Here is a 20,411-nt window from a genome sequence, read left to right as displayed (position 1 = left end):
ATTAACATAATCAAAATGTACATCAAAGATGTCATCATTATTGGAGGAGGACAAAGTGCCCTGGCCTGTGGATATTATCTCCGCCGCACCGGACTCGATTTCCTGATCCTGGACAAGCAGGAAAACTGCGGCGGATCCTGGCAGGAAGGCTGGGATTCCCTCACCCTCTTTTCTCCTGCCGAACAAAGCTCCCTTCCCGGCTGGCTTATGCCAAAATCAAAAAATAATTTTCCCCATCGTGATGAAGTGATTCACTATCTCTGCAAGTATGAACAGCGATATAAATTAGCTGTGGAACGTCCAGTAGAGGTATTGGAGGTCACAAAAGAAGATGACCTTTTTAAGTTGAAAACCAATCAGGAAGATTTCTACAGCAAAGCGGTAATTTCGGCTACAGGGATCTGGGAAGCACCATTTATTCCGGAAGTTAAGGGAGGAGCTGTTTTTCAAGGTGAACAATTACATGCTTCAGAATATAAAAATCCGGACGAGTTTGACGGTCAAAAGGTCCTGGTTGTTGGGGAAGGAAATTCCGGAGCACAAATCCTCGCCGATGTCTCGAAGGCAACAGAAACCACCTGGGCCACGTTAAAAACACCCGATTTCTTGCCCGATGATGTGGATGGAAGAGTACTTTTTAACATTGCTTCAGCAAAATATTATGCCAAGCAAAAAGGTGAAAAATTTGATGCTTCAAAATTCAATCTTGGAGACATCGTGATGGTGCCATCTGTAAAAGATGCCAGGGAACGCGGAGTTTTAAACTCTAAAGGTAAATTCCTAAGCCTTTATGAACATGGGGTAATTTGGGAAAATGGTGAAAAAGAGCAATTCGATAGCATCATTTGGTGCACCGGATTTCATTATGCCACCAGGCATTTACAAAGCCTTGCTCATGCAGATGCAAAGGGAAAGATCAAAACCAACGGCACCCGTGCACTTGAAATCCCCGGCTTATGGATGGTAGGCTACGGAGGCTGGACAGGTTATGCTTCTGCTACCCTCATAGGTATTGGCAGATCGGCTAAAAAGACAACAGAAGAAATTCAGGAACATCTGAAAACTTCAGAAGCTGATAATCAACAGTAAACTTTCTGGCAATGACTAATCCTCTCGCTTCCTTAAACTAAACCTTCAGAAAGGATTAATTTTAATTTCTGAATCCTAAATTTGTATTTTGAAATGATACTTAAAATTGTCATTTCCTATTTTAAAAGCTATGAACAAGGAATATCTAAGGACCGTTACGGTCACCCGGTATATTACTCCTTTGCGGGAAGGCGGGTCTTTACCTGCCCTTTCGGAAGCCGATGATGATTTTAAGTACGTATTAAAGTTCAAAGGAGCCGGACATGGAGTAAAAGCCCTGATAGCGGAATTTATTGGAGGAGAGATCGCACGGGTGCTGGGATTGAAAATTCCGGAACTTGTTTTTGCCAATCTGGATGAGGCTTTTGGAAGGACCGAAGGAGATGAGGAAATTCAGGATCTGCTACAGGGAAGTCAGGGATTGAATCTTGCTTTACATTTTCTTTCCGGAGCAATAAATTTTGATCCGGTAGTGACTACCGTGGAAGCAAAACTCGCTTCACAGATCGTTTGGTTGGATGCCCTTATCACCAACGTTGATCGCACCTTCAGAAACACCAATATGCTTATCTGGCATAAAAAATTGTGGTTAATCGATCACGGAGCCTCTTTTTATTTTCACCATTCCTGGACCAACAGGGAAAAACATGCTAAAAGTCCGTTTGCCCTGATCAAGGATCACGTGTTATTGCCGCAGGCCAGCCTTTTAACAGAAGTGGATACTGAATTTAAAAAAATACTTACGGGAGAAAAGATTCGCGGTATCATAGAAGCCATCCCGGAAGACTGGCTGCACTGGCAGGAAACAGATGACAAGCCCGAAGAAATCAAGGAAGCTTATATTCAGTTTTTACTGGTAAGGCTGGAACATTCAGAAATTTTTATAAAAGAAGCACAGAATGCAAGACAAGCACTTATATGAATATGCAGTAATACGGGTGTTGCCACGTGTAGAACGGGAAGAATTCCTGAATGTGGGGATTGTTTTGTTTTGCAAAAAAGAGAAATACCTGGAGGTACTTTATCACATTGACGAAAACAAGTTAAAAATGATTTGTGAAGATCTTGATATTGAACAACTGAAATTAAACTTACAGTCTTTTGAAAAAATCTGCAGAGGAGACATAGACGGCGGACCTATCGCCCAAATGGACATCCCTTCCAGGTTTAGATGGCTAACAGCTGTTCGCAGCTCGGTGATCCAGACCTCACGACCACATCCCGGATTGTGCCATGATCTCAATAATACCCTGAAACGACTATATTCTGAAATGGTGCTTTAATCTGGAAATTTATCAAGGAAGTATCCACTCAGGAAAAGAAATCAGATCTTGCCGGCTTTTTCCAGTTCCTGCCTGATAAACTGCTCATTTTCCTCATCAAAGCAAACGAACATAACTTTCTCCATTAGAGTTGTTTCTGAAAGAAATTCTGAAACTGCTTTCACGGCCACTTCGGCGGCTGCCTTTTTAGGATAACCATACACTCCTGTACTAATGTTCGGGAAAGCGATGCTGCGACAGTTATTTTCCCCAGCGAGCTTTAGTGAATTTATATAGCAACTGGCGAGTTTTTCAGGTTCTCCTTTACTCCCGCCACTCCAAATCGGGCCAACGGTATGGATGACATTTTGCGAAGGCAAGTTTCCAGCGGTGGTGATCACAGCCTCCCCAACTTCACATCTTCCCTGTTTCGCCACGATCTTTTTACATTCCTCCAGAATTTCTGGACCACCGGCACGATGTATTGCGCCGTCTACACCACCACCGCCCAGCAAAGAACTGTTGGCTGCATTAACAATGGCATCTGTTTCCACTTTGGTAATATCTCCTTTTATTAGCGCTATCATACATCCTGATTTTTTTTCGAATCTTCTTCCGTTTACTCTAAAGTAGTGAAAAATACCAAAATATATAATCGCGTTTATAAAAGCAAGAAGCTAAATCATGGCCTAAACCTCATTTCTCAATCCATTAAAAGAGGCTGCCTAAAAAGCTGTAGAATTGTCAAGCCGAACTTATGTCAGAATCTTATTCAAACAACTTTAAACAGCCTTTACAGTTTTTCATTAAGATGATGCGGATTGATTCTTTTTTGAAAAGGGATTAGACAGCTGTCACTTCTTTAATTCTTATTTCAGTTTTAAGAATCACTTCAGCAGTGATTGAATTGGAAATTAAACAGGCTTTTTCTGCCTTATGCAGGATCTTTTCGGCTTTCTCCCTATCCTCTTCGTTAGGAATCACCAATACCGGTTCTAAAAGAATTTCGGTCATGGCAAATTTTCCGTCTTTTTTATCGAGTTTTCCTTTCGCCGGACAGCTAAGGCTGAGGAAGTCCAGTTTTGAATTTTCTGCAATAGCAAGAAAAGTGGTCATAAAACAGCTGTTTACAGAGGCTGTGTACAAATGTTCGGGAGACCAGATCCCGGCGATTCCCTTCGGAAACTCTGGTGGGGTTGCAACTTCTATTGTTTGATCCAGTTCTGGAGAAAAAATCTCTCCTTTTCTGTCTGCTTTCCAGTCTAATGCTACGTTATAATAATGTGGTTCCATTTGTTGAATTTTAGTTGATCCAAAGGTAGGATCGGTTTATAATAAATTTTATGATTTTAATCAGGAGCTATTTTTCTTTTCTCCGGAACCAAAATTAAGACAGGGCCTCTGGCTTTACAGCTACTTTTGTTACAAAACGTAGCGCAAGGCCTGCCTCATATTTATCCCAAATGCCAGACTCTGACAAAGTATCCAAATCATAAATTCAATCCAGATTTTGAAGATTTTAAGAAAAGCACCCGATTTCTTAATCCTACGTCAATTCACAGAATCTTATAACTATACATTTTTCAGAAAAAGCCTTCACACTTACCTTTGGGTAAATCTTAAAATTGAATGATTATGAAAAAGATGATTTTATCAGGTATATTTTTTGCCGCTTTTACGGGAATTTCCTTTGCACAGTCTGCGAACGATCTCCCTAAAAATGCATCAAATTTTATCAGTCAGCATTTTTCTTCTGAAACCATCAAGGAAATAGACAAAAAAGATGGTATAGAGGGATACTTTAATGATGAATTATATGAAGTGGAATTCACCAATGGTACCTCAATAGATATTGATGAAAATGGTGAAGTGACAGAAATTGAAACTGAAAATGGAACTTCAATTCCTAAAGAAGCACTTCCCAACCAGGTGAGAACCTATATAGAAAGCAATTACAGCAATGCACAAATTGTAAGCTGGGAAAAAGAGGATGATGAACAGGAAGTGAAACTTGCAAATGGAACCGAACTTGAATTTGATGGTTCCGGGAAATTTTTACGTATAGATTAACCCCCTGTTTTGAGCCAATAGATTAAATTCGAGAGGCTGTCTAAAAGCAATTTTTAGACAGCCTTTTTTATTGCATTTTTTTCTCCAGTTGGCTTAACCGTTCTTCTATTTGCATGAGCTTTTCAATAATTATAATGTGTGTTTTTTTTGCATCTATCCCCACCGGACTCTCATCACTCGAGATCTCTTTTGCGATTTGATCATAAATATTCTTATCCATGTTATTTCTTTTTAATTACTTGCTAAAGGGGTAAAATATCCTGGAACTATTTCACCACTAATACTTTTTCAAAATGCTAAATCTCAGTTTCTCTTGAAACTGCAGAAATTAAAATCCTGCGCGGCTCCCGATGGTGTCTCGTGAGAAACATTTTTGCAGGAAACCATATTAAAATCTTCTGAAAGAAGCTCTGCCAGGCCATTTATAGAATATTGTTTTATTTCTATTCCGCTGCATTTGGTAGGCCCTTTTTCAGAAAAGGTTGCAATCACTACCAAACCTCCGGGTTTAACAGCCTTTTTCAGAGTATCTACATATTGCTGAACCTGATCTTCTTCCGTTAGAAAATGAAAAGCAGCCCGGTCGTGCCATAAATCGTACGTTCCTTCAGGTCGAAATCGAGTAATATCTTCTACAATCCAGTGGATCTCTTCCGCTCTTTCCCCCAGTCTTTTTTTGACCCGGTTCAAAGCTTCTTCAGAAATGTCAAGAACACTTACATTGGTATAACCTTCCATCAATAGAAAATCGGAGAGAAAACTATCGCCGCCGCCTACATCAATAATAGCAGCGTCTTTTGCCAGGTTCATTCCCTTAATGAATTCAAGGGAAGTTTCGGGAATTGGTTCGTACCAGCTTACTTCCGTTAGTTTCTTGGTCCTGTAGATATTTTCCCAGTGTTCTTGTCTATCCATTTCTGAAATTTTACTTCAATTTACAGATTTTTCTGCAATTTCAGTCTCAATTCTTATCAGCTTTAAATTTCCGAAGCAACGATTTGGAATTACAGATCGAGCACTATAATATTATTCCGTTGTAACTGGATCTTTCCCTCCAATTCCAGCTTTTTGAGTAACCTTGAGATCACAACTCTGGAGGTATGAAGATCATAGGATATTTCCTGATGGGTGACAGAAAGCGCCTCTGACTGATTTATTTTTGCCTTATCTTGAAGGTATCTCATAAGACGTTGATCCATGTTCATAAAGGCAATGGTATCAATCGTATCCAACATTTCTGAAAGCCTTGTATGGTAACTTTCAAAAACAAAATTCCTCCAGCTCTTGTACTTTGAAGTCCATTCCTCCATTTTTTCAATAGGTATCATTATAAGCTTCGTGTCCCTTTCTGCTACTGCCCTTATCCCGCTTTTTGTTTGGCCCAGGCAACACGAAAGGGTCATAGCACAAGTATCCCCACGTTCCAGGAAATACAGCAACAACTCATCGCCGTCCTTGTCTTCTCGCAAGATTTTTATGGCTCCGTCCAGGAGTAAAGGCATGGCGGTGACGTATTCACCAATTTCAATGATTTTATCCCCTTCTGCATATTCTTTCAGATTTCCACAATCTGCAATCTCTTTAAGAAGAGCCTCTTCAAAAATAAAATGATAGGCTTCTCTGACTTCAGTAAGCATCTCTTGATTTTTTGCTAAAGTTACAGCATTTCTGAAATCTTAATTTTAATTTCTTCAGAAATACCAAATGTCAACATTAGCTTCGGACAACGTTAATGCTTTTCGTCTGCAATAATTCGCAATACAGAACAACAAGGTGTTAAAAATCAGTTAATCAGGTTTTTAAACCTTAAAAATCAAAGACAATCCAGTAATTTGTATAGGCTATAAATCATTCAAATTCATGCAGTTTCGACTACTTTCCCAGCTCACACATCTGGACCGGTCCAATGACCGGTTACTAAAGATGTATTCCTGCCTTTACTGTAATTTACCAAAGGCTGAAAAAAAAATGCTTGAGAATATTTCAACCTTGGAAGAAATACGGGAGAAACTAAAAATAAAATTAAAGTGTCACCTCTTCAGAATTAAAAACAATATTCTCCCTGCTACTATATGCACGCTACTTTTGGAATACTTACCTCTTTTCCTGAAACTTGAAAAACTTGCCTACCAGACATTCTTGAATTCCAGATGGGAAAAATGTTTCACAAGAGAAAAGGAAAATATTGACCTGTACTACCAGACATTGTATAATGAGGAACTTCCTTCGTCTACAGTAGAAAAATGTGTAAAACATAGAAAAAGGCTAAATGTTTAGTGAAAGATGAGAAGAGAGTAGTCGTTACTGGGGGGCAACCATCACTCTCCTGAAACTTCGGACTTCATGTGCGAAGTTTCCTCATCTATTCACTTTCCTGAAATGTGTATTAGCATTTCATATTCTCATAATTCATCCACACTTTCAGTCAGCCGGTATGTAAAATCGAATCATACCATATACTGTATCTATAGCTGTTCCTTTCTATCCCTGCAGACTTTCGTTACTTTTGATTTCCAAAAAAATAAATCTATGAGTACGAAATCGCGGTTATTTTCCCCGTTAAAAATAAAATCTGTTAAATTAAGGAACCGAATCGTTGTTTCGCCCATGTGCATGTACAGTAGTGAAGATGGTTTTTCAAATAACTGGCACCTGGTTCATCTTGCCAGCCGTGCTGTTGGTGGCGCTGGTTTAATAATTTCTGAAGCTGCCGCGGTTTCTCCGGAAGCCAGGATCACCCCCGATGATCTGGGGATCTGGAAAGATGAACATATCACCGGATTAAAGGAAATTGTCTCCTTTGCTGAAGCACAGGGTGCTGTTATGGGAATCCAACTGGCACACGCCGGAAGAAAAGCCAGCACCACCAGCCCCTGGAAAGGAGGAACCAGTATTACTGAAGAAAAAGGCGGCTGGCAAACCGTCGCTCCAAGTCCGATACCATTCAATGAAAAAGATACTGTTCCGCTGCAACTGGAGGAATCAGGAATAAATAAAGTTATAGACGAGTTTAGATCTGCAGCAAAAAGAGCATTAAAGGCAGGTTTTAAAGTAGTAGAGATTCATGCTGCTCATGGATATTTACTGCACGAATTCCTTTCCCCTCTCAGTAATGAACGAACTGATAATTACGGAGGTTCTTTCGAAAACAGAACCAGAATGCTTCTGGAGGTAACCGCAGCTGTACAGGAAGTCTGGCCTCAGGACCTGCCATTGTTTGTGAGAATTTCTGCAACAGATTGGGTGAAGGGTGGCTGGAACGAAGAGGAGTCAGTTGAATTATCAAAGTTCCTGAAGGAAAAGGGCGTGGACCTTATCGATTGTTCTTCTGGAGGATTGGTGCCACATGCGGAGATTCCGGTTAAGAAAGGATATCAGGTTGGGTTTGCCGAAAAGATCAAATCTGAAGCAAATATAATGACCGGTGCAGTAGGGCTCATCACCACACCTGAAGAAGCAGAAGAGATTCTGGAAAAAGATCAGGCAGATCTGGTTTTACTGGCGAGGGAATTATTACGCAATCCATATTTCCCTCTGGAAGCAGCACAAAGCCTTGGTGAAGAAGTTTCCTGGCCCTCACAGTATGAACGATCTAAGCCAAGAAAAAAGAATGTATCAAGTTAGTTTCCAGGGTCAAAGATGGGTATTAAAAATATCAAAATGCGGTTTTAACTCAGGGCTGTAAAGGAAATTCGGTTAAATCTATTATCTTGCTGCCCATCAATAAAAATATAACTATTTATGAAAAAAGTTTTGTTTTTGGCTGTTGCAGTGAGCCTTGTCGGCTGCAAAGCCCAGCAGTCAAAAAGCATCGAATCTGCCAACGTAATGGATTATGCAAATACCATTACGGCAAATGAGTTAAAAGATCATCTTTACACCTTTGCAAGTGATGAATTCCAGGGTCGTGAAACAGGAGAACCCGGACAAAAAATGGCAGCAGAATACCTGAAAAAGGAATACCAGCAGCTGGGAATCCCTTCCCCACTTGGAGGAGACGATTATTATCAGGAAGTACCTTCAAGTGCATTTAGAAGAGGAAATATCAAAGATACTGAAAACGTGCTGGCCTATATCGAGGGAAGCACCATGCCCGAAGAAATCCTTGTGATCTCTTCCCATTATGACCATGAAGGAATTGATGATGAAGGAAATATTTACAACGGAGCAGATGATGACGGATCTGGAACAGTTGCTATCCTGGAAATTGCCGAAGCTTTTGTTCAGGCTAAAAAAGATGGATATACTCCAAAACGCTCTATTCTTTTCCTGAATGTTACAGGTGAAGAAAAAGGTTTGGTAGGTTCCAGATATTATACCGAAAATCCTGTTTTCCCACTAGAAAACACCGTAACCAACCTGAACATCGATATGATAGGAAGAATTGGTACTGATATGGAAAACAGTGGGGACTATGTTTACCTGATAGGAAGTGACAAATTAAGCACAGAACTACACGAATTGAGCGAAGAGGTGAATAATAAGTACCTGAACCTTAACCTGGATTACACATTTAACGATGAAAATGATCCAAACCGTTTTTATTACAGAAGTGATCATTACAACTTCGCAAAACACGATATTCCAATTATTTTTTACTTTAACGGAGTTCACGAAGATTATCATAAACCAACAGATACTCCCGATAAAATTGAATACGATTTATTGGAAAAAAGAACCAAACTGGTATTCTTAACTGCATGGGAAGTAGCAAACAGAGACGAACGTCCATTTGTTGACAAACCTACCCTGACTGAAGGAGAATAACCGAAAGATCCTTTAAATCCAAAAAAGGCCTCAGAATTCCAGTGAAATTCTGAGGCCTTTTCCTTTAACGTTGATTTATAATCTCTCCACTACGTCATAATCGCCTCCTCATTCCCCTGCTTTACCAACATTTGATACTCTGAAAAATAACTTCCGAATCCTATTCCCTCCTTCCCGAGGGTACCCGCAGGGCAGGTGGGAACTCTTTCGATTAGCTTAAATTTTTTTCTAAGATTATTTCAGGGTTTGAAACCGCTGAAAGGGTTAGATATCCCCCCTCTCTTCCAAAGTTCAAAACTTTGGAAAAATAACTACAAATAAAACCGGCTACCTTCGGCGGAGTGTAACTTCAGCAAGGTCTAAGATTCAGAAAGGATTTTAATTTTATCAATGACCTCTTCAGAAAAATTTGGCACAAAAAAAACTCCTTAGTTTCCTAAGGAGTTTAAAAAGGGTGGAAGACCGGGTTCGAACCGGCGACCTCCTGAACCACAATCAGGCGCTCTAACCAGCTGAGCTACAACCACCATTTTAATCGGATGCAAATGTAATATAATTCCTTTCTTCTACAAAAGAAAAATTCGTTTTTTTATTTCAGATCAAACAGCGAATCTACTGCTACATGGCGGTTCACCGTATACCCTTCACCATATTCCACCCCCGTTAACCTACCTAAGTCTTTGGCTCTGTACGTGATACTTTCAAAAAAGTTATTACTGGAAATAGGTGTTTCCGGCTCTTTACTTTCTTCATTAAAAAACTGACTTTTATATGCTTTTACAGCTTCAATCTTTTTATCCATAAATCCTGTGACATCCACAATCACGTCGGGATCAAGATTTTTCCATTGAATATAATGATACACATGTTTTGGCCTCCAGGCGTGCTGATTGTGGCCTTTACAAATCGTTTCAATTTTGCGCAATCCGCTCAGGAAGCAGGAATCGGCTACCAGCTGTGCCCCTTTTCCGTGGTCGATATGGCGATCTTCTATGGCATTACACAGCACCACATCGGGTCGATATTTCCGGATCATTTTAATGATCTCCAGTTGATGTGCTACGTTATTGACAAAAAATCCGTCGCTGAACTCTAAATTATGTCTTACTTTTACTCCAAGGATCTCGGCGGCAGCCTTTGCCTCCTGATCTCTCAATTCGGCAGAACCCCTGGTACCCAATTCTCCCCTCGTAAGGTCTAAGATCCCTACTTTTTTTCCGCGGGAGATTTCTTTTGCCAAGGTGGCAGCGCAACTCAGTTCAACATCATCAGGATGTGCCCCAATAGCCAGTATATCTAATTTCATTTGTTTCTATTAAATAGTTAGTACGGAGGATTCATTCTTTTACAGATACTCCTACTTATCGTATGCTTTTTCATCAGCCTTCATAGTCGGCTCCACAGCAACTTTTCAGCAATAGTTTAAACTATTTGCGAAATTGCCTGCTCGATATCTTCCATTAGATCTTCAGCTTCTTCTATTCCTACAGAAAACCTTAATAATCCATCTTTTATCCCCTGCTTTTCTCGCTCTTCAGGAGTTAATAATCCATGGGAAGTGAGCGATGGAGATAAAATGGTAGATTCCACTCCCGCAAGGCTCATGGAGGGTTTTATTAAATTAAGTTTCTTCTGAAATTTTGAAAAATCCAGTTCTTCCCTTAATTCAAAAGAAAGCATCCCGCCAAAACCTTTCATCTGGGTTTTTGCCAGTTCATGATCGGGATGGGATTTTAATCCTGGGTAATACACTTTTGAAACATCAGGATGAGCTTCTAAAAATTCAGCCAGTTTTTGGGCATTCTCATTCTGTGCCTTCACCCGTATTCCCATGGTTTTTAAACTTCGCTCGAGAAGCCAAACGGTATAATCACTTAAGCTTCCGCCAAGGTTTTTGGCTAACTGAAATATAGTGTCAATATGCTTTTCCGAAGCAATAGCGGTTCCCGCAAGAATATCGCTGTGCCCACCCATATATTTGGTAGCCGAATGCAGAACAATATCAATTCCCAGGTCAATAGGATTTTGATTAACCGGAGAGGCAAAGGTATTGTCGATCATACTCACCAGCCCGTGTTGTTTTGCTATTTCAGCAACCGCTGTAATATCGGTGATCGTTAACAGAGGATTTGATGGAGTTTCAATATAAATGACTTTAGTATTCTCTCTCACTTCAGATTCAAAACTGGAAGGAGCAAGATCTTTAGTAAAGGAGTATTCAATTCCGAATTTTTCAAATTCTTCCACCACCAGGTTACTGGTCCCGCCATACAAGGTTTGCTGTAAAACCACATGATCGCCCTTGTGCAGAAAAGCCAGTAAAGCCGTGCTCACAGCAGCCATTCCACTACCAAAAATAAGCGCAGCCTCCCCATTTTCGAGTGCTGCCATTTTAATGGAAAGGGCTTGCTGGTTTGGCGTATTGAAATAACGAGGGTACCTTTTTACCTCTACATCTTCAAAAGCATAGGAAGTGGACATATACAAAGGAGAAACCGCTCCTTTAAACTCATTATCTTTTAGCTCTCCCGAATGCGTACAAATAGTATTTATTCCACGATTTTTCTTCGCCATAATGGTGCTGATATATAAGGTTAGAATTGCGCACTAAAGTACAGAATTATTTTAGAAATCGCAGTGTTCTCAGCTATCAACCCAACTGGTGGATTTAAGGTTTAGCCTTATTTTAAGTTAAATTTCTAGAGCACTTTTCTATCTTTACGATATGAAACTACTCTTCAAAAACATCAAGGAATTACTACAGGTAAGGGACAATGGAGTCACAAAACTATCAGGAGCCGAAATGAAAGAACTTCCTTCTCTCAAAAATGCATGGCTTCTAACTGAAAATGGCAAAATAGCCGACTTTGGAAAAATGGAAGATTTCCCTCAAATTAATGCAGATGAAACTATTAATGCCTCCGGAAAGATCCTGATGCCGGGCTGGATAGATTCACACACCCACATCGTCTATGCCGGAAACCGGGAGCAGGAATTTGTAGACAGGATCAATGGCCTTACCTATGAAGAAATTGCCAATAAAGGCGGCGGAATCCCGAACTCTGCTGAAAAATTACAGCAGACTTCTGAAGAAGATCTTTATAACCAATCGGAAAAACGCCTGCAGGAGGTGATGAAGATGGGAACCACGGCCATTGAAATTAAATCGGGTTACGGATTAACCACACAAGCAGAACTCAAAATGCTTCGGGTGATCAAAAAATTAAGAGAGAATTATGATCTTCCGGTGAAGAGCACCTTCCTTGGAGCACACGCGCTTCCGAAGGAATATAAAGACAACAAAGAAGGTTACCTCAACCTAATTATAGACGAAATGCTTCCGAAGGTTGCCGAAGAAAATCTGGCGGAGTATGTTGATATCTTTTGCGAAAAAGGTTATTTCACTGTGGAAGACACCAACAGGTTACTTTCTGCAGCAAAAAAATATAATTTAATTCCAAAGATCCACGTAAACCAATTTAACTCCATTGGAGGTATTAAAGCCGGAGTGGAGCACGAAGCTTTATCTGTTGACCATTTGGAAGTGATGAATCCTGAAGATATTGAGCAGCTGAAAGGTTCCGGAACAATGCCGGTGGCACTTCCCTCCTGCTCGCTTTTCCTCGGAATTCCCTACACGCCTGCACGGGATATTCTGGATGCCGGACTCCCACTGGCGCTGGCAACGGACTATAATCCCGGCAGCACTCCAAACGGAAACATGAATTTAGTGGTTTCGCTGGCTTGTATCAAGATGAAAATGACCCCCGAAGAAGCGATCAACGCTGCCACTATTAACGCAGCCTATGCGATTGGCCTGAGCGAAACCCACGGAAGTATTACCAAAGGAAAAGCTGCTAATTTGATCCTTACCGAAGAAATTCCATCTTTTGGGTTTCTTCCCTACTCATTTGGCGCCAACCATATCGATTCAGTTTTCATCAACGGAAAAAAGATCTGAAAATGCCAAAACTGAAGGTTTACAATCAGAAATCCATTGCGGCTTATATTAATCTACGGCCCGGAGAGACCAGGCTAGGGGAAAGAATTCAGTTTATTTCTAAAGTTGAAAAACTTCAGGAAAATGATGCCGAATTCGTTCTTTTTGGAATCCCTGAAGACATCGGTGTACGAGCAAACTACGGTAAAGCCGGGACCGCCAATGCCTGGCAGGCGGGTCTAAAGGCATTATTGAACATTCAGCACAACCGGTTTTTTTCTTCAGAGAAACTGCTTCTCCTGGGAGAAATAGATTGTACTGCAGAAATGAAAAAAGCTTCAAACCTTGAAGTTTCAGACCCTAACTACTACCCTAAAATGGGCGAACTTGTAGAAAGTATTGATGAAGTCGTAAGTGGGGTGGTTAAGAAGATCATTTCTGCAGGAAAGATTCCCGTAATCATTGGAGGCGGGCACAACAATGCTTTCGGGAACATTAAAGGTGCTTCAGAAGCTTTTCAGAAGCCTGTAAATGTTCTTAACATCGATGCTCATACAGATCTGCGGCAACTGGAACACCGCCACAGTGGCAACGGATTCAGTTATGCTCTTGAAAAAGGATTTCTGAAGAAATATTCCGTTTTCGGACTGCAACAAAATTATACGCCACAATACATTTTTCAAAAAATGGATGCTTCAGAAGAGATTCAATACAGCCTTTTCGAAGATATTTTTTCCGAAGACAGGATTTCAGAACTTGAAAAGCACCTGAAATTTGTCTCAGATGATAGATTTGGGGTTGAAATAGATTGTGATTCAATTGCAAACCTCCCCAGCAGCGCCATTTCCCCCAGCGGGTTTACCGTAGATGAAGTCAGGAATTTTATAGCCATTGTAGCAAAAAATAAGAATTGTACTTATCTTCATCTTTGTGAAGCAATAGCGACAGAGGATTTCCCCACAGGAAAAACGCTGTCTTATTTAATAACCGATTTTCTAAAGAATTATTCCCATGCATGAAATGATTCAGGAGTACATCCAATATACTGCACTCGCTATTGAAGTTGCGGGAGTTCTGGTTATGATCTTTGGTCCCGTTTTCGCCTTATGGCGCTACTTCTTTGATAAACATGAGGATGGCAGCTCATACAGGACCTTTCGACATGACCTGGGAAAGGCAATTTTACTGGGGCTTGAGTTTTTGGTGGCCGGGGATATTATTGCAACCGTGAGCACGGATCCTACCATGGATAATGTACTGGTTCTAGGTATAATTGTACTTATAAGAACATTTTTAAGCTTATCGCTACAGGTGGAACTCGAAGGAAGATGGCCGTGGCAAAAACGAACTATAGGAGAAAAATAAATGGAATTAATACGATTTGATCCCACATACGCCCGTGATTTTAAAAACCTGAATATTCAATGGCTGGAAGAATTTTTTTATGTGGAACCGCACGACGAGGAAGTGCTTGGAAATCCGGAAAGGTACATCATTGAACCGGGTGGCAACATCTTTTTTGTGAAGGACGAAAAGAAAATCATTGGGACGGTAGCCCTCATGAAAATTGAAGAAGGTATTTTCGAGCTTACCAAAATGGCAATAACTCCCGCAGCCCGCGGAAAAAGAATTGGACAAAAATTAATGGAATACGCCCTGGATTTTGCCAAAAAAGAAGGTTGGAATAAAATAATTATTTACTCAAATCGGAAACTGGAAAACGCCATTCATATTTATAAAAAATATGGGTTTGAGGAAATCCCTATTGAAGGAAACAATCCTTATGCCCGGGGCGACATAAAAATGCAACTTCTGCTTTCATAAAACTTTATTAAATAAATTGATGAAAGTCAGCATATTGTTTAGTTTTAATGAAAACTAACTGATTATGAAAAAACTGACTTTAATTTTTGCCTGCTGTTTACTGATAGTGGGTTGCAAATCTGAAAGTGAAAAGAACATGGAATTGGCTAAAGAACTGGAAGAGGAATCTTTCATGAATGGTGATTCCGAAGATGCAGATTCTACTGAAACAGAAGATATTCAAATTGAACCCATTTCTCATGCTACGGCTGTGATAAACTGGGGAGAAACCACGATCTATCTGGATCCTACAGGTGGCGCAGATGCATTTGAAGGGATGGACGAACCCGATCTGGTTTTGATAACAGATATTCACGGAGATCACATGGATGCGGAAACGCTTCGGGATCTTAATCTTCAAAACACGCGAATTATAGTTCCACAGGCAGTAAAAGACCAGCTGCCGGATGATCTGAATGCGGATTTTGTGATAATGAATAATGGCGAAACTATAGAGGAGCAAGATTTTTCAATCGAAGCCATCCCCATGTATAATCTTAGGGAGGAAGCGAAACAATACCATGAAAAAGGGCGTGGAAACGGATACGTTCTTGAGAAAGATGGAAAACGACTTTACATAGCCGGCGACACAGAAGATATTCCGGAGATGAGGAATCTGGAAAATATCGATATTGCACTGGTACCCATGAATTTACCATATACCATGCCGGTAGACGCGGCGGCTGAAGGAGTGTTGGAATTTGCTCCGAAGCAGGTGTACCCGTACCACTTCCGGGGGCAGGATGGAAAAGCCGATGTTGAGAGATTCAAAGAATTGGTCAACGAAGGAAACAAAGACATTGAAGTGGTCCTGGCAGAATGGTATCCGAATGAATAAGTTGGAAATTTTTTAAACATAAAAAGAGGCTGTCAAAAAACTTTTTATATCGTCATTCTGATTTCCAGAATTTGTTAGAACCTTAAACAGTTCAGGTAGACGAAAAAATTCTTTTTTAGACAGCCTCTTCTTTTACCACTTTTTTCCCTGGTGAAGATCCGAAATCTCAGTCAGGTTATCTTACAAGTTTTTTGTACTTGATACGCTTCGGCATTAGATCTCCACCAAGACGTTTCTTCTTGTTCTCTTCGTAATCTGAGAAGCTTCCTTCAAAGAAATACACCTGCGAATCCCCTTCAAACGAAAGGATGTGCGTACAAACCCTGTCCAGGAACCAACGGTCGTGAGAAATGATCACCGCACAACCTGCAAAACTATCAAGACCTTCCTCAAGGGCACGAAGGGTATTCACATCAAGGTCGTTTGTAGGCTCATCCAGAAGCAATACGTTTCCTTCCTCTTTTAAAGTCATGGCAAGGTGCAGTCGGTTCCTTTCCCCACCAGATAATTTGCTGACTTTTTTATTCTGTTCGCTTCCGCTGAAATTGAACCGGCTTAAATATGCCCTTGAATTCACCTGTCTTCCGCCCATCAGGATCAATTCCTGCTCATCGCTGAAGTTCTGCCAGATGGTCTTTTCAGGATCTATATTAGTATGGCTTTGATCTACATAAGAGATCTTTGCAGTCTCCCCTACTTCAAAAGAACCTTTATCGGGTGTTTCTTCTCCCATGATCATTTTGAATATAGTGGTTTTACCTGCACCATTAGGACCTATTATTCCAACGATTCCCGCTTGCGGAAGTTTAAAATTAAGATCTTCGTACAGCAGTTTATCACCAAAAGCTTTACTCACTCCTTTGGCTTCGATCACATTCGTTCCAAGCCGTGGCCCGTTCGGGATGTAGATCTCCAACTGCTCATCCATTTGCTTTTGATCCTGACTCAGCAATTTATCATAGTTGTTCAAACGCGCTTTCTGTTTCGCCTGTCTTCCTTTTGGTGCCATTCTGGACCATTCAAGCTCACGCTCCAATGTTTTTTGACGCTTGCTGGCCTGCTTTTGTTCCTGTGCAAGACGTTTTGATTTTTGATCTAACCAGGAAGAATAGTTTCCTTTCCATGGAATACCTTCTCCCCTGTCCAGTTCCAGGATCCAACCTGCTACGTTATCAAGAAAATAACGGTCGTGCGTTACGGCAATTACAGTTCCTTTGTATTGTTGCAAATGATGTTCCAGCCAGTGTACCGATTCGGCATCAAGGTGGTTGGTAGGCTCATCCAGCAGCAATACATCTGGCTCCTGAAGCAGTAACCTACAAAGAGCAACCCGACGGCGCTCTCCTCCTGAAAGTACACTGATTTTCTTATCCGGCTCCGGGGTACGCAGCGCGTCCATGGCAATTTCCAGTTTGGTATCAAGTTCCCAGGCATTGCTGGCATCGATCTTATCCTGAAGTTCTGCCTGTTTGTCCATCAACTTCTGCATCTTATCGGCATCTTCGTAAACTTCCGGCAAGCCAAACATATCGTTGATCTTGTTGTATTCATCGAGGATGGCCACAGTTTCCGCTGCACCTTCCTTTACTATTTCCAACACGGTTTTATCTTCATCCAGCTGAGGCTCCTGTTCTAAAAGTCCAACAGAATACCCGGGTGCAAAGACAACATCTCCCTGATAATTCTTTTCTTTTCCGGCGATTATGCTCAGCAAAGTAGATTTCCCAGATCCATTGAGTCCAAGGATCCCAATTTTTGCTCCGTAGAAAAAGCTTAAATAAATATTCTTTAGTACCGGAGTATTTGCTCCCTGGTAGGTTTTTGTCAAACCCGACATGGAGAAAATTACTTTCTTATCGTCTGCCATACATGTATTTTTTTAAAGTTTGTAACTGAAGTAAGCCTATAAAAAATTAAAGTTCATACCTCTTCAAATCACAGGCAAATATCTTAAATTTCTGTTTACCTTCAGTAAGATTCCGGTCTTTATGTGGTATGAAGACCTAGATGCCGTAAAACGATCAACATCTGTCCGCTGTGATATGCACTGTGCTCAATAACCAGCAGTATTTCCCGCAAAAAAGTATGACTGGAATTTGAAGGAACAGTTTCAGTTAATTCAATTTCAGGATCCATAATCACCTTTGTAAGCTCTTCTCTGTCTTTACGATAATTTTCCACCAGGTTTCTCCAGTCTTTCTCATTCTGCGGCTCCCGGTGAGCCGGCCAATAATCCTTTGGCCAGTTCGGCGCCTTATATTGTATTTCAGTACAATAATTCAGGATATCATTTTGAGTAAAACAAATATGGTAAAAGAGTTCATAGAAGGAATAAGGCAGGTTCTTTGGCCGCTCTCCCAGTTTTTGAAAAGAGATCTCCTTCAGCATTTCCTCTAAAGGCATAAAGGCTTCTCCACCATTAAGGTGCTTTACAAGCTGCTTCTTTAAGGCTTCCATAGCATTCATTTTAGCAGTAAATTAATCAAAAGCAATTAGGTTTCCGGCTTATGCGGAAAGAAATTTGAATAGTAAAATTTTCGAAGTATTTCAAAAGAGATCTAAACCCGCCCCTTTAATGCATTAAAAGCCCATGAGATAGCAAAAAATCCGATTCCTACTGTAGAAAATCCAATTGCATAATCTTCATATTTTAGCACACCCAAAAGCACAAGCGCAGTTCCAATAAGGAACATTAAAAAAGAAGCCCATGCACAAACCGAATTCTTATTCATTCCCATACGTTCTCTCTAAAAGCCTGTCTTGTTTGTTCGGATTTCCCTTATTTTGGGACAGGGATGTTTGGAGCAAATATCGCAATTTTTAATAAAGATAAATAATAGTTTGCTTTTTGTATTTTAGCGATTGTTGAAAGCATCTAATTGCGGTGCTCACACTCATTTTAATACATTTCGGTTACCTGAAAGAAGTGTAAAAGTATTTAAAAAACAGACTGATGAATATTGAATTTAATAAAAACGAAGACCATAATAAACTTCTGGTTTCAGATTTAAATAGTCGGCTAAAGACCATTAAATTGGGGGGCGGCGAAAAACGGATTGAAAAGCATCATCAAAAAGGCAAAATGACCGCCCGCGAACGTATCAACTATTTGTTTGATGACAAAGAAGCTGCCATAGAAATAGGTGCTTTTGCAGGAGATGAAATGTACCAAGAACATGGCGGCTGCCCAAGTGGTGGCGTGGTCGTGAAGATTGGAAAGGTTTCGGGAAAACAATGTATCGTGGTTGCAAACGATGCCACGGTAAAAGCGGGAGCCTGGTTTCCCATCACTGCAAAAAAAAATCTTAGGGCGCAGGAAATTTCCATTGAGAACAGACTGCCTATTATATACCTGGTGGATTCTGCCGGAGTTTATCTCCCCATGCAGGATGAAATTTTTCCCGATAAGGAACACTTCGGAAGAATTTTCCGAAACAACGCTGTAATGAGCAGCATGGGAATTACTCAGATTTCTGCGGTTATGGGAAGCTGTGTCGCCGGGGGAGCTTATCTTCCTATTATGAGTGATGAAGCCCTGATCGTGGAAAAAACCGGAAGTATTTTCCTTGCAGGAAGTTACCTTGTAAAGGCTGCCATTGGAGAATCTATCGACAATGAAACGCTGGGCGGAGCTACCACTCACAGCGAGATAAGCGGTGTTACAGATTATAAAGCCAAAGATGACAAGGATGCGCTGGATACGATCAAAAACATCATGGACAAGATCGGAGATTTCGATAAAGCTGGATACAATCGTAAACCCGCCGCAAAACCTGCGAAAGACCCTGATGAGATCTTCGGAATCCTTCCGAAGCTACGGAATGAGCAGTACGATATGAGAGAGATCATTGAAAGGCTTGTGGACAGGTCTGAATTCCAGGAATACAAAGAAGGTTACGGAAAAACGATCATAACCGGCTACGCCCGGATTGACGGATGGGCCGTGGGAATCGTGGCGAACCAGCGAAAAATTGTAAAAACAACAAAAAAGGAAATGCAGTTCGGCGGAGTGATCTATTCAGATTCTGCCGATAAAGCTACCCGCTTTATTGCCAACTGTAACCAGAAAAAAATTCCGTTGGTTTTTCTTCAGGACGTCACCGGCTTCATGGTGGGAAGTAAAAGTGAACACGGCGGTATCATTAAAGATGGCGCTAAAATGGTAAATGCAGTGAGCAATAGTGTGGTTCCGAAATTTACGGTAGTGATCGGCAATTCCTACGGCGCCGGCAATTACGCCATGTGCGGAAAAGCCTATGATCCACGTCTTATTTTTGCCTGGCCAAGTGCCGAGCTGGCCGTAATGGGTGGAACTCAGGCAGCAAAAGTGCTAGCACAAATTGAAACAGCCTCAATGGAGAAAAAAGGGGAAAAAGTAGACGCTGAAAAAGAAAAAGCTGTTTTTGATGAAATAAAGGCAAGATATGACAAACAAACCTCCCCATATTACGCAGCAGCAAGATTGTGGACAGATGCAGTAATAAATCCGTTAGACACCCGCAAATGGATCTCTACCGGGATTGAAGCCGCCAACCATTCACCTATTACGAAAGATTTTAATCTTGGGGTTATTCAGACATAA

23 protein-coding genes and 1 tRNA gene are annotated in these 20,411 nt (G+C 40.8%); 13 read left to right on the top strand and 11 right to left on the bottom strand.

The window, feature by feature from the left end:
• The first annotated feature begins 15 nt into the window (after nt 1-15).
• The 3 genes from IE056_RS09600 to IE056_RS09590 all read left to right on the top strand — a co-directional run bounded on the left by IE056_RS09600 (nt 16) and on the right by IE056_RS09590 (nt 2,372).
• Nucleotides 16-1,089 (top strand): ArsO family NAD(P)H-dependent flavin-containing monooxygenase, encoded by a 1,074-nt coding sequence (locus tag IE056_RS09600; protein ID WP_189604497.1) that lies wholly within the window; start codon nt 16-18, stop codon nt 1,087-1,089.
• A gap of 130 nt (nt 1,090-1,219) precedes the next feature.
• Nucleotides 1,220-2,011, top strand: a complete 792-nt coding sequence (locus IE056_RS09595; RefSeq protein WP_189604496.1) for a HipA family kinase — start codon at nt 1,220-1,222, stop codon at nt 2,009-2,011.
• A complete protein-coding gene (locus tag IE056_RS09590) occupies nt 1,989-2,372 on the top strand; it encodes a DUF3037 domain-containing protein (protein WP_189604495.1) in 384 nt (127 codons plus the stop codon). Before IE056_RS09595 ends, IE056_RS09590 begins: the two co-directional genes overlap by 23 nt.
• 41 nt (nt 2,373-2,413) lie before the next feature.
• Here the strand turns inward: IE056_RS09590 and IE056_RS09585 are convergent, their stop codons facing one another.
• Together IE056_RS09585 and IE056_RS09580 are read right to left on the bottom strand one after the other, a co-directional pair.
• Nucleotides 2,414-2,938: an O-acetyl-ADP-ribose deacetylase gene (locus IE056_RS09585; protein WP_189604494.1), complete on the bottom strand. Its 525-nt coding sequence runs from the start codon at nt 2,936-2,938 to the stop codon at nt 2,414-2,416.
• A gap of 256 nt (nt 2,939-3,194) precedes the next feature.
• Complete coding sequence (locus tag IE056_RS09580) at nt 3,195-3,644, bottom strand: OsmC family protein (protein WP_189604493.1); 450 nt, start codon at nt 3,642-3,644, stop codon at nt 3,195-3,197.
• Nucleotides 3,645-3,986: 342 nt separating this feature from the next.
• On the opposite strand from IE056_RS09580, the gene IE056_RS09575 reads away from it, so the two are divergent.
• Nucleotides 3,987-4,421 (top strand): PepSY-like domain-containing protein, encoded by a 435-nt coding sequence (locus tag IE056_RS09575; RefSeq protein ID WP_189604492.1) that lies wholly within the window; start codon nt 3,987-3,989, stop codon nt 4,419-4,421.
• Between the two features lie 67 nt (nt 4,422-4,488).
• Here IE056_RS09575 and IE056_RS09570 read toward each other — a convergent pair whose 3' ends face one another.
• The 3 genes from IE056_RS09570 to IE056_RS09560 form a co-directional block, all read right to left on the bottom strand.
• Entirely contained in the window at nt 4,489-4,641 is a 153-nt protein-coding gene (locus IE056_RS09570) for a hypothetical protein (RefSeq protein WP_189604491.1), read from the bottom strand.
• 83 nt (nt 4,642-4,724) lie between these two features.
• Entirely contained in the window at nt 4,725-5,336 is a 612-nt protein-coding gene (locus IE056_RS09565) for a class I SAM-dependent methyltransferase (protein WP_308427622.1), read from the bottom strand.
• Nucleotides 5,337-5,425: 89 nt separating this feature from the next.
• Nucleotides 5,426-6,058, bottom strand: coding sequence for a Crp/Fnr family transcriptional regulator (locus IE056_RS09560; RefSeq protein WP_189604490.1), 633 nt, complete (start codon nt 6,056-6,058; stop codon nt 5,426-5,428).
• A 331-nt stretch (nt 6,059-6,389) separates the two neighbouring features.
• Between IE056_RS09560 and IE056_RS09555 the strand changes: the two genes are divergently transcribed.
• The 3 genes from IE056_RS09555 (at nt 6,390) to IE056_RS09545 (ending at nt 9,188) form a co-directional block, all read left to right on the top strand.
• Nucleotides 6,390-6,698 (top strand): hypothetical protein, encoded by a 309-nt coding sequence (locus IE056_RS09555; RefSeq protein WP_189604489.1) that lies wholly within the window; start codon nt 6,390-6,392, stop codon nt 6,696-6,698.
• A gap of 252 nt (nt 6,699-6,950) precedes the next feature.
• Nucleotides 6,951-8,045, top strand: a complete 1,095-nt coding sequence (gene namA, locus IE056_RS09550; RefSeq protein ID WP_189604488.1) for an NADPH dehydrogenase NamA — start codon at nt 6,951-6,953, stop codon at nt 8,043-8,045.
• 117 nt (nt 8,046-8,162) lie between these two features.
• Nucleotides 8,163-9,188, top strand: coding sequence for a M28 family metallopeptidase (locus tag IE056_RS09545; RefSeq protein WP_189604487.1), 1,026 nt, complete (start codon nt 8,163-8,165; stop codon nt 9,186-9,188).
• 452 nt (nt 9,189-9,640) lie between these two features.
• Here the strand turns inward: IE056_RS09545 and IE056_RS09540 are convergent.
• The 3 genes from IE056_RS09540 to IE056_RS09530 all read right to left on the bottom strand — a co-directional run bounded on the left by IE056_RS09540 (nt 9,641) and on the right by IE056_RS09530 (nt 11,762).
• Nucleotides 9,641-9,716, bottom strand: a tRNA-His gene (locus tag IE056_RS09540).
• 61 nt (nt 9,717-9,777) lie between these two features.
• Entirely contained in the window at nt 9,778-10,494 is a 717-nt protein-coding gene (gene bshB1, locus IE056_RS09535; protein WP_189604486.1) for a bacillithiol biosynthesis deacetylase BshB1, read from the bottom strand.
• Nucleotides 10,495-10,610: 116 nt separating this feature from the next.
• On the bottom strand, nt 10,611-11,762 hold the full coding sequence (locus tag IE056_RS09530; RefSeq protein WP_189604485.1) for a trans-sulfuration enzyme family protein: 1,152 nt from the start codon (nt 11,760-11,762) through the stop codon (nt 10,611-10,613).
• 151 nt (nt 11,763-11,913) lie between these two features.
• Here IE056_RS09530 and hutI point away from each other — a divergent pair, with 151 nt between their 5' ends.
• From hutI to IE056_RS09505, 5 genes are all read left to right on the top strand, one after another.
• Entirely contained in the window at nt 11,914-13,149 is a 1,236-nt protein-coding gene (gene hutI / locus IE056_RS09525) for an imidazolonepropionase (protein ID WP_189604484.1), read from the top strand.
• A 2-nt stretch (nt 13,150-13,151) separates the two neighbouring features.
• The gene (locus tag IE056_RS09520) at nt 13,152-14,147 is read left to right on the top strand and encodes a formimidoylglutamase (protein ID WP_189604483.1); all 996 of its coding nucleotides are present in this window, start codon (nt 13,152-13,154) and stop codon (nt 14,145-14,147) included.
• Nucleotides 14,140-14,493 (top strand): DUF1622 domain-containing protein, encoded by a 354-nt coding sequence (locus IE056_RS09515; RefSeq protein ID WP_189604482.1) that lies wholly within the window; start codon nt 14,140-14,142, stop codon nt 14,491-14,493. Before IE056_RS09520 ends, IE056_RS09515 begins: the two co-directional genes overlap by 8 nt.
• On the top strand, nt 14,494-14,952 hold the full coding sequence (locus IE056_RS09510; RefSeq protein ID WP_189604481.1) for a GNAT family N-acetyltransferase: 459 nt from the start codon (nt 14,494-14,496) through the stop codon (nt 14,950-14,952). It begins immediately after the preceding gene.
• 64 nt (nt 14,953-15,016) lie between these two features.
• Nucleotides 15,017-15,829 carry an MBL fold metallo-hydrolase gene (locus tag IE056_RS09505; RefSeq protein ID WP_189604480.1) on the top strand — a complete coding sequence of 271 codons (813 nt, stop codon included), beginning with the start codon at nt 15,017-15,019 and terminating at the stop codon, nt 15,827-15,829.
• Nucleotides 15,830-16,004: 175 nt separating this feature from the next.
• On the opposite strand, the gene ettA is transcribed toward IE056_RS09505, so the two are convergent.
• From ettA to IE056_RS09490, 3 genes are all read right to left on the bottom strand, one after another.
• Entirely contained in the window at nt 16,005-17,696 is a 1,692-nt protein-coding gene (ettA, locus tag IE056_RS09500) for an energy-dependent translational throttle protein EttA (RefSeq protein ID WP_189604479.1), read from the bottom strand.
• Nucleotides 17,697-17,815: 119 nt separating this feature from the next.
• Complete coding sequence (locus IE056_RS09495; protein ID WP_189604478.1) at nt 17,816-18,286, bottom strand: DinB family protein; 471 nt, start codon at nt 18,284-18,286, stop codon at nt 17,816-17,818.
• Nucleotides 18,287-18,387: 101 nt separating this feature from the next.
• Entirely contained in the window at nt 18,388-18,567 is a 180-nt protein-coding gene (locus tag IE056_RS09490) for a CAL67264 family membrane protein (RefSeq protein ID WP_189604477.1), read from the bottom strand.
• 215 nt (nt 18,568-18,782) lie between these two features.
• Here IE056_RS09490 and IE056_RS09485 point away from each other — a divergent pair, with 215 nt between their 5' ends.
• Nucleotides 18,783-20,411: an acyl-CoA carboxylase subunit beta gene (locus IE056_RS09485; RefSeq protein WP_189604476.1), complete on the top strand. Its 1,629-nt coding sequence runs from the start codon at nt 18,783-18,785 to the stop codon at nt 20,409-20,411.

The organism is Salinimicrobium marinum, from assembly GCF_014651535.1.
Taxonomy (GTDB): Bacteria; Bacteroidota; Bacteroidia; order Flavobacteriales; family Flavobacteriaceae; genus Salinimicrobium; species Salinimicrobium marinum.
Note: the sequence above shows the minus strand (reverse complement) of the source record. Positions and strands in the feature narration are given on the sequence as shown.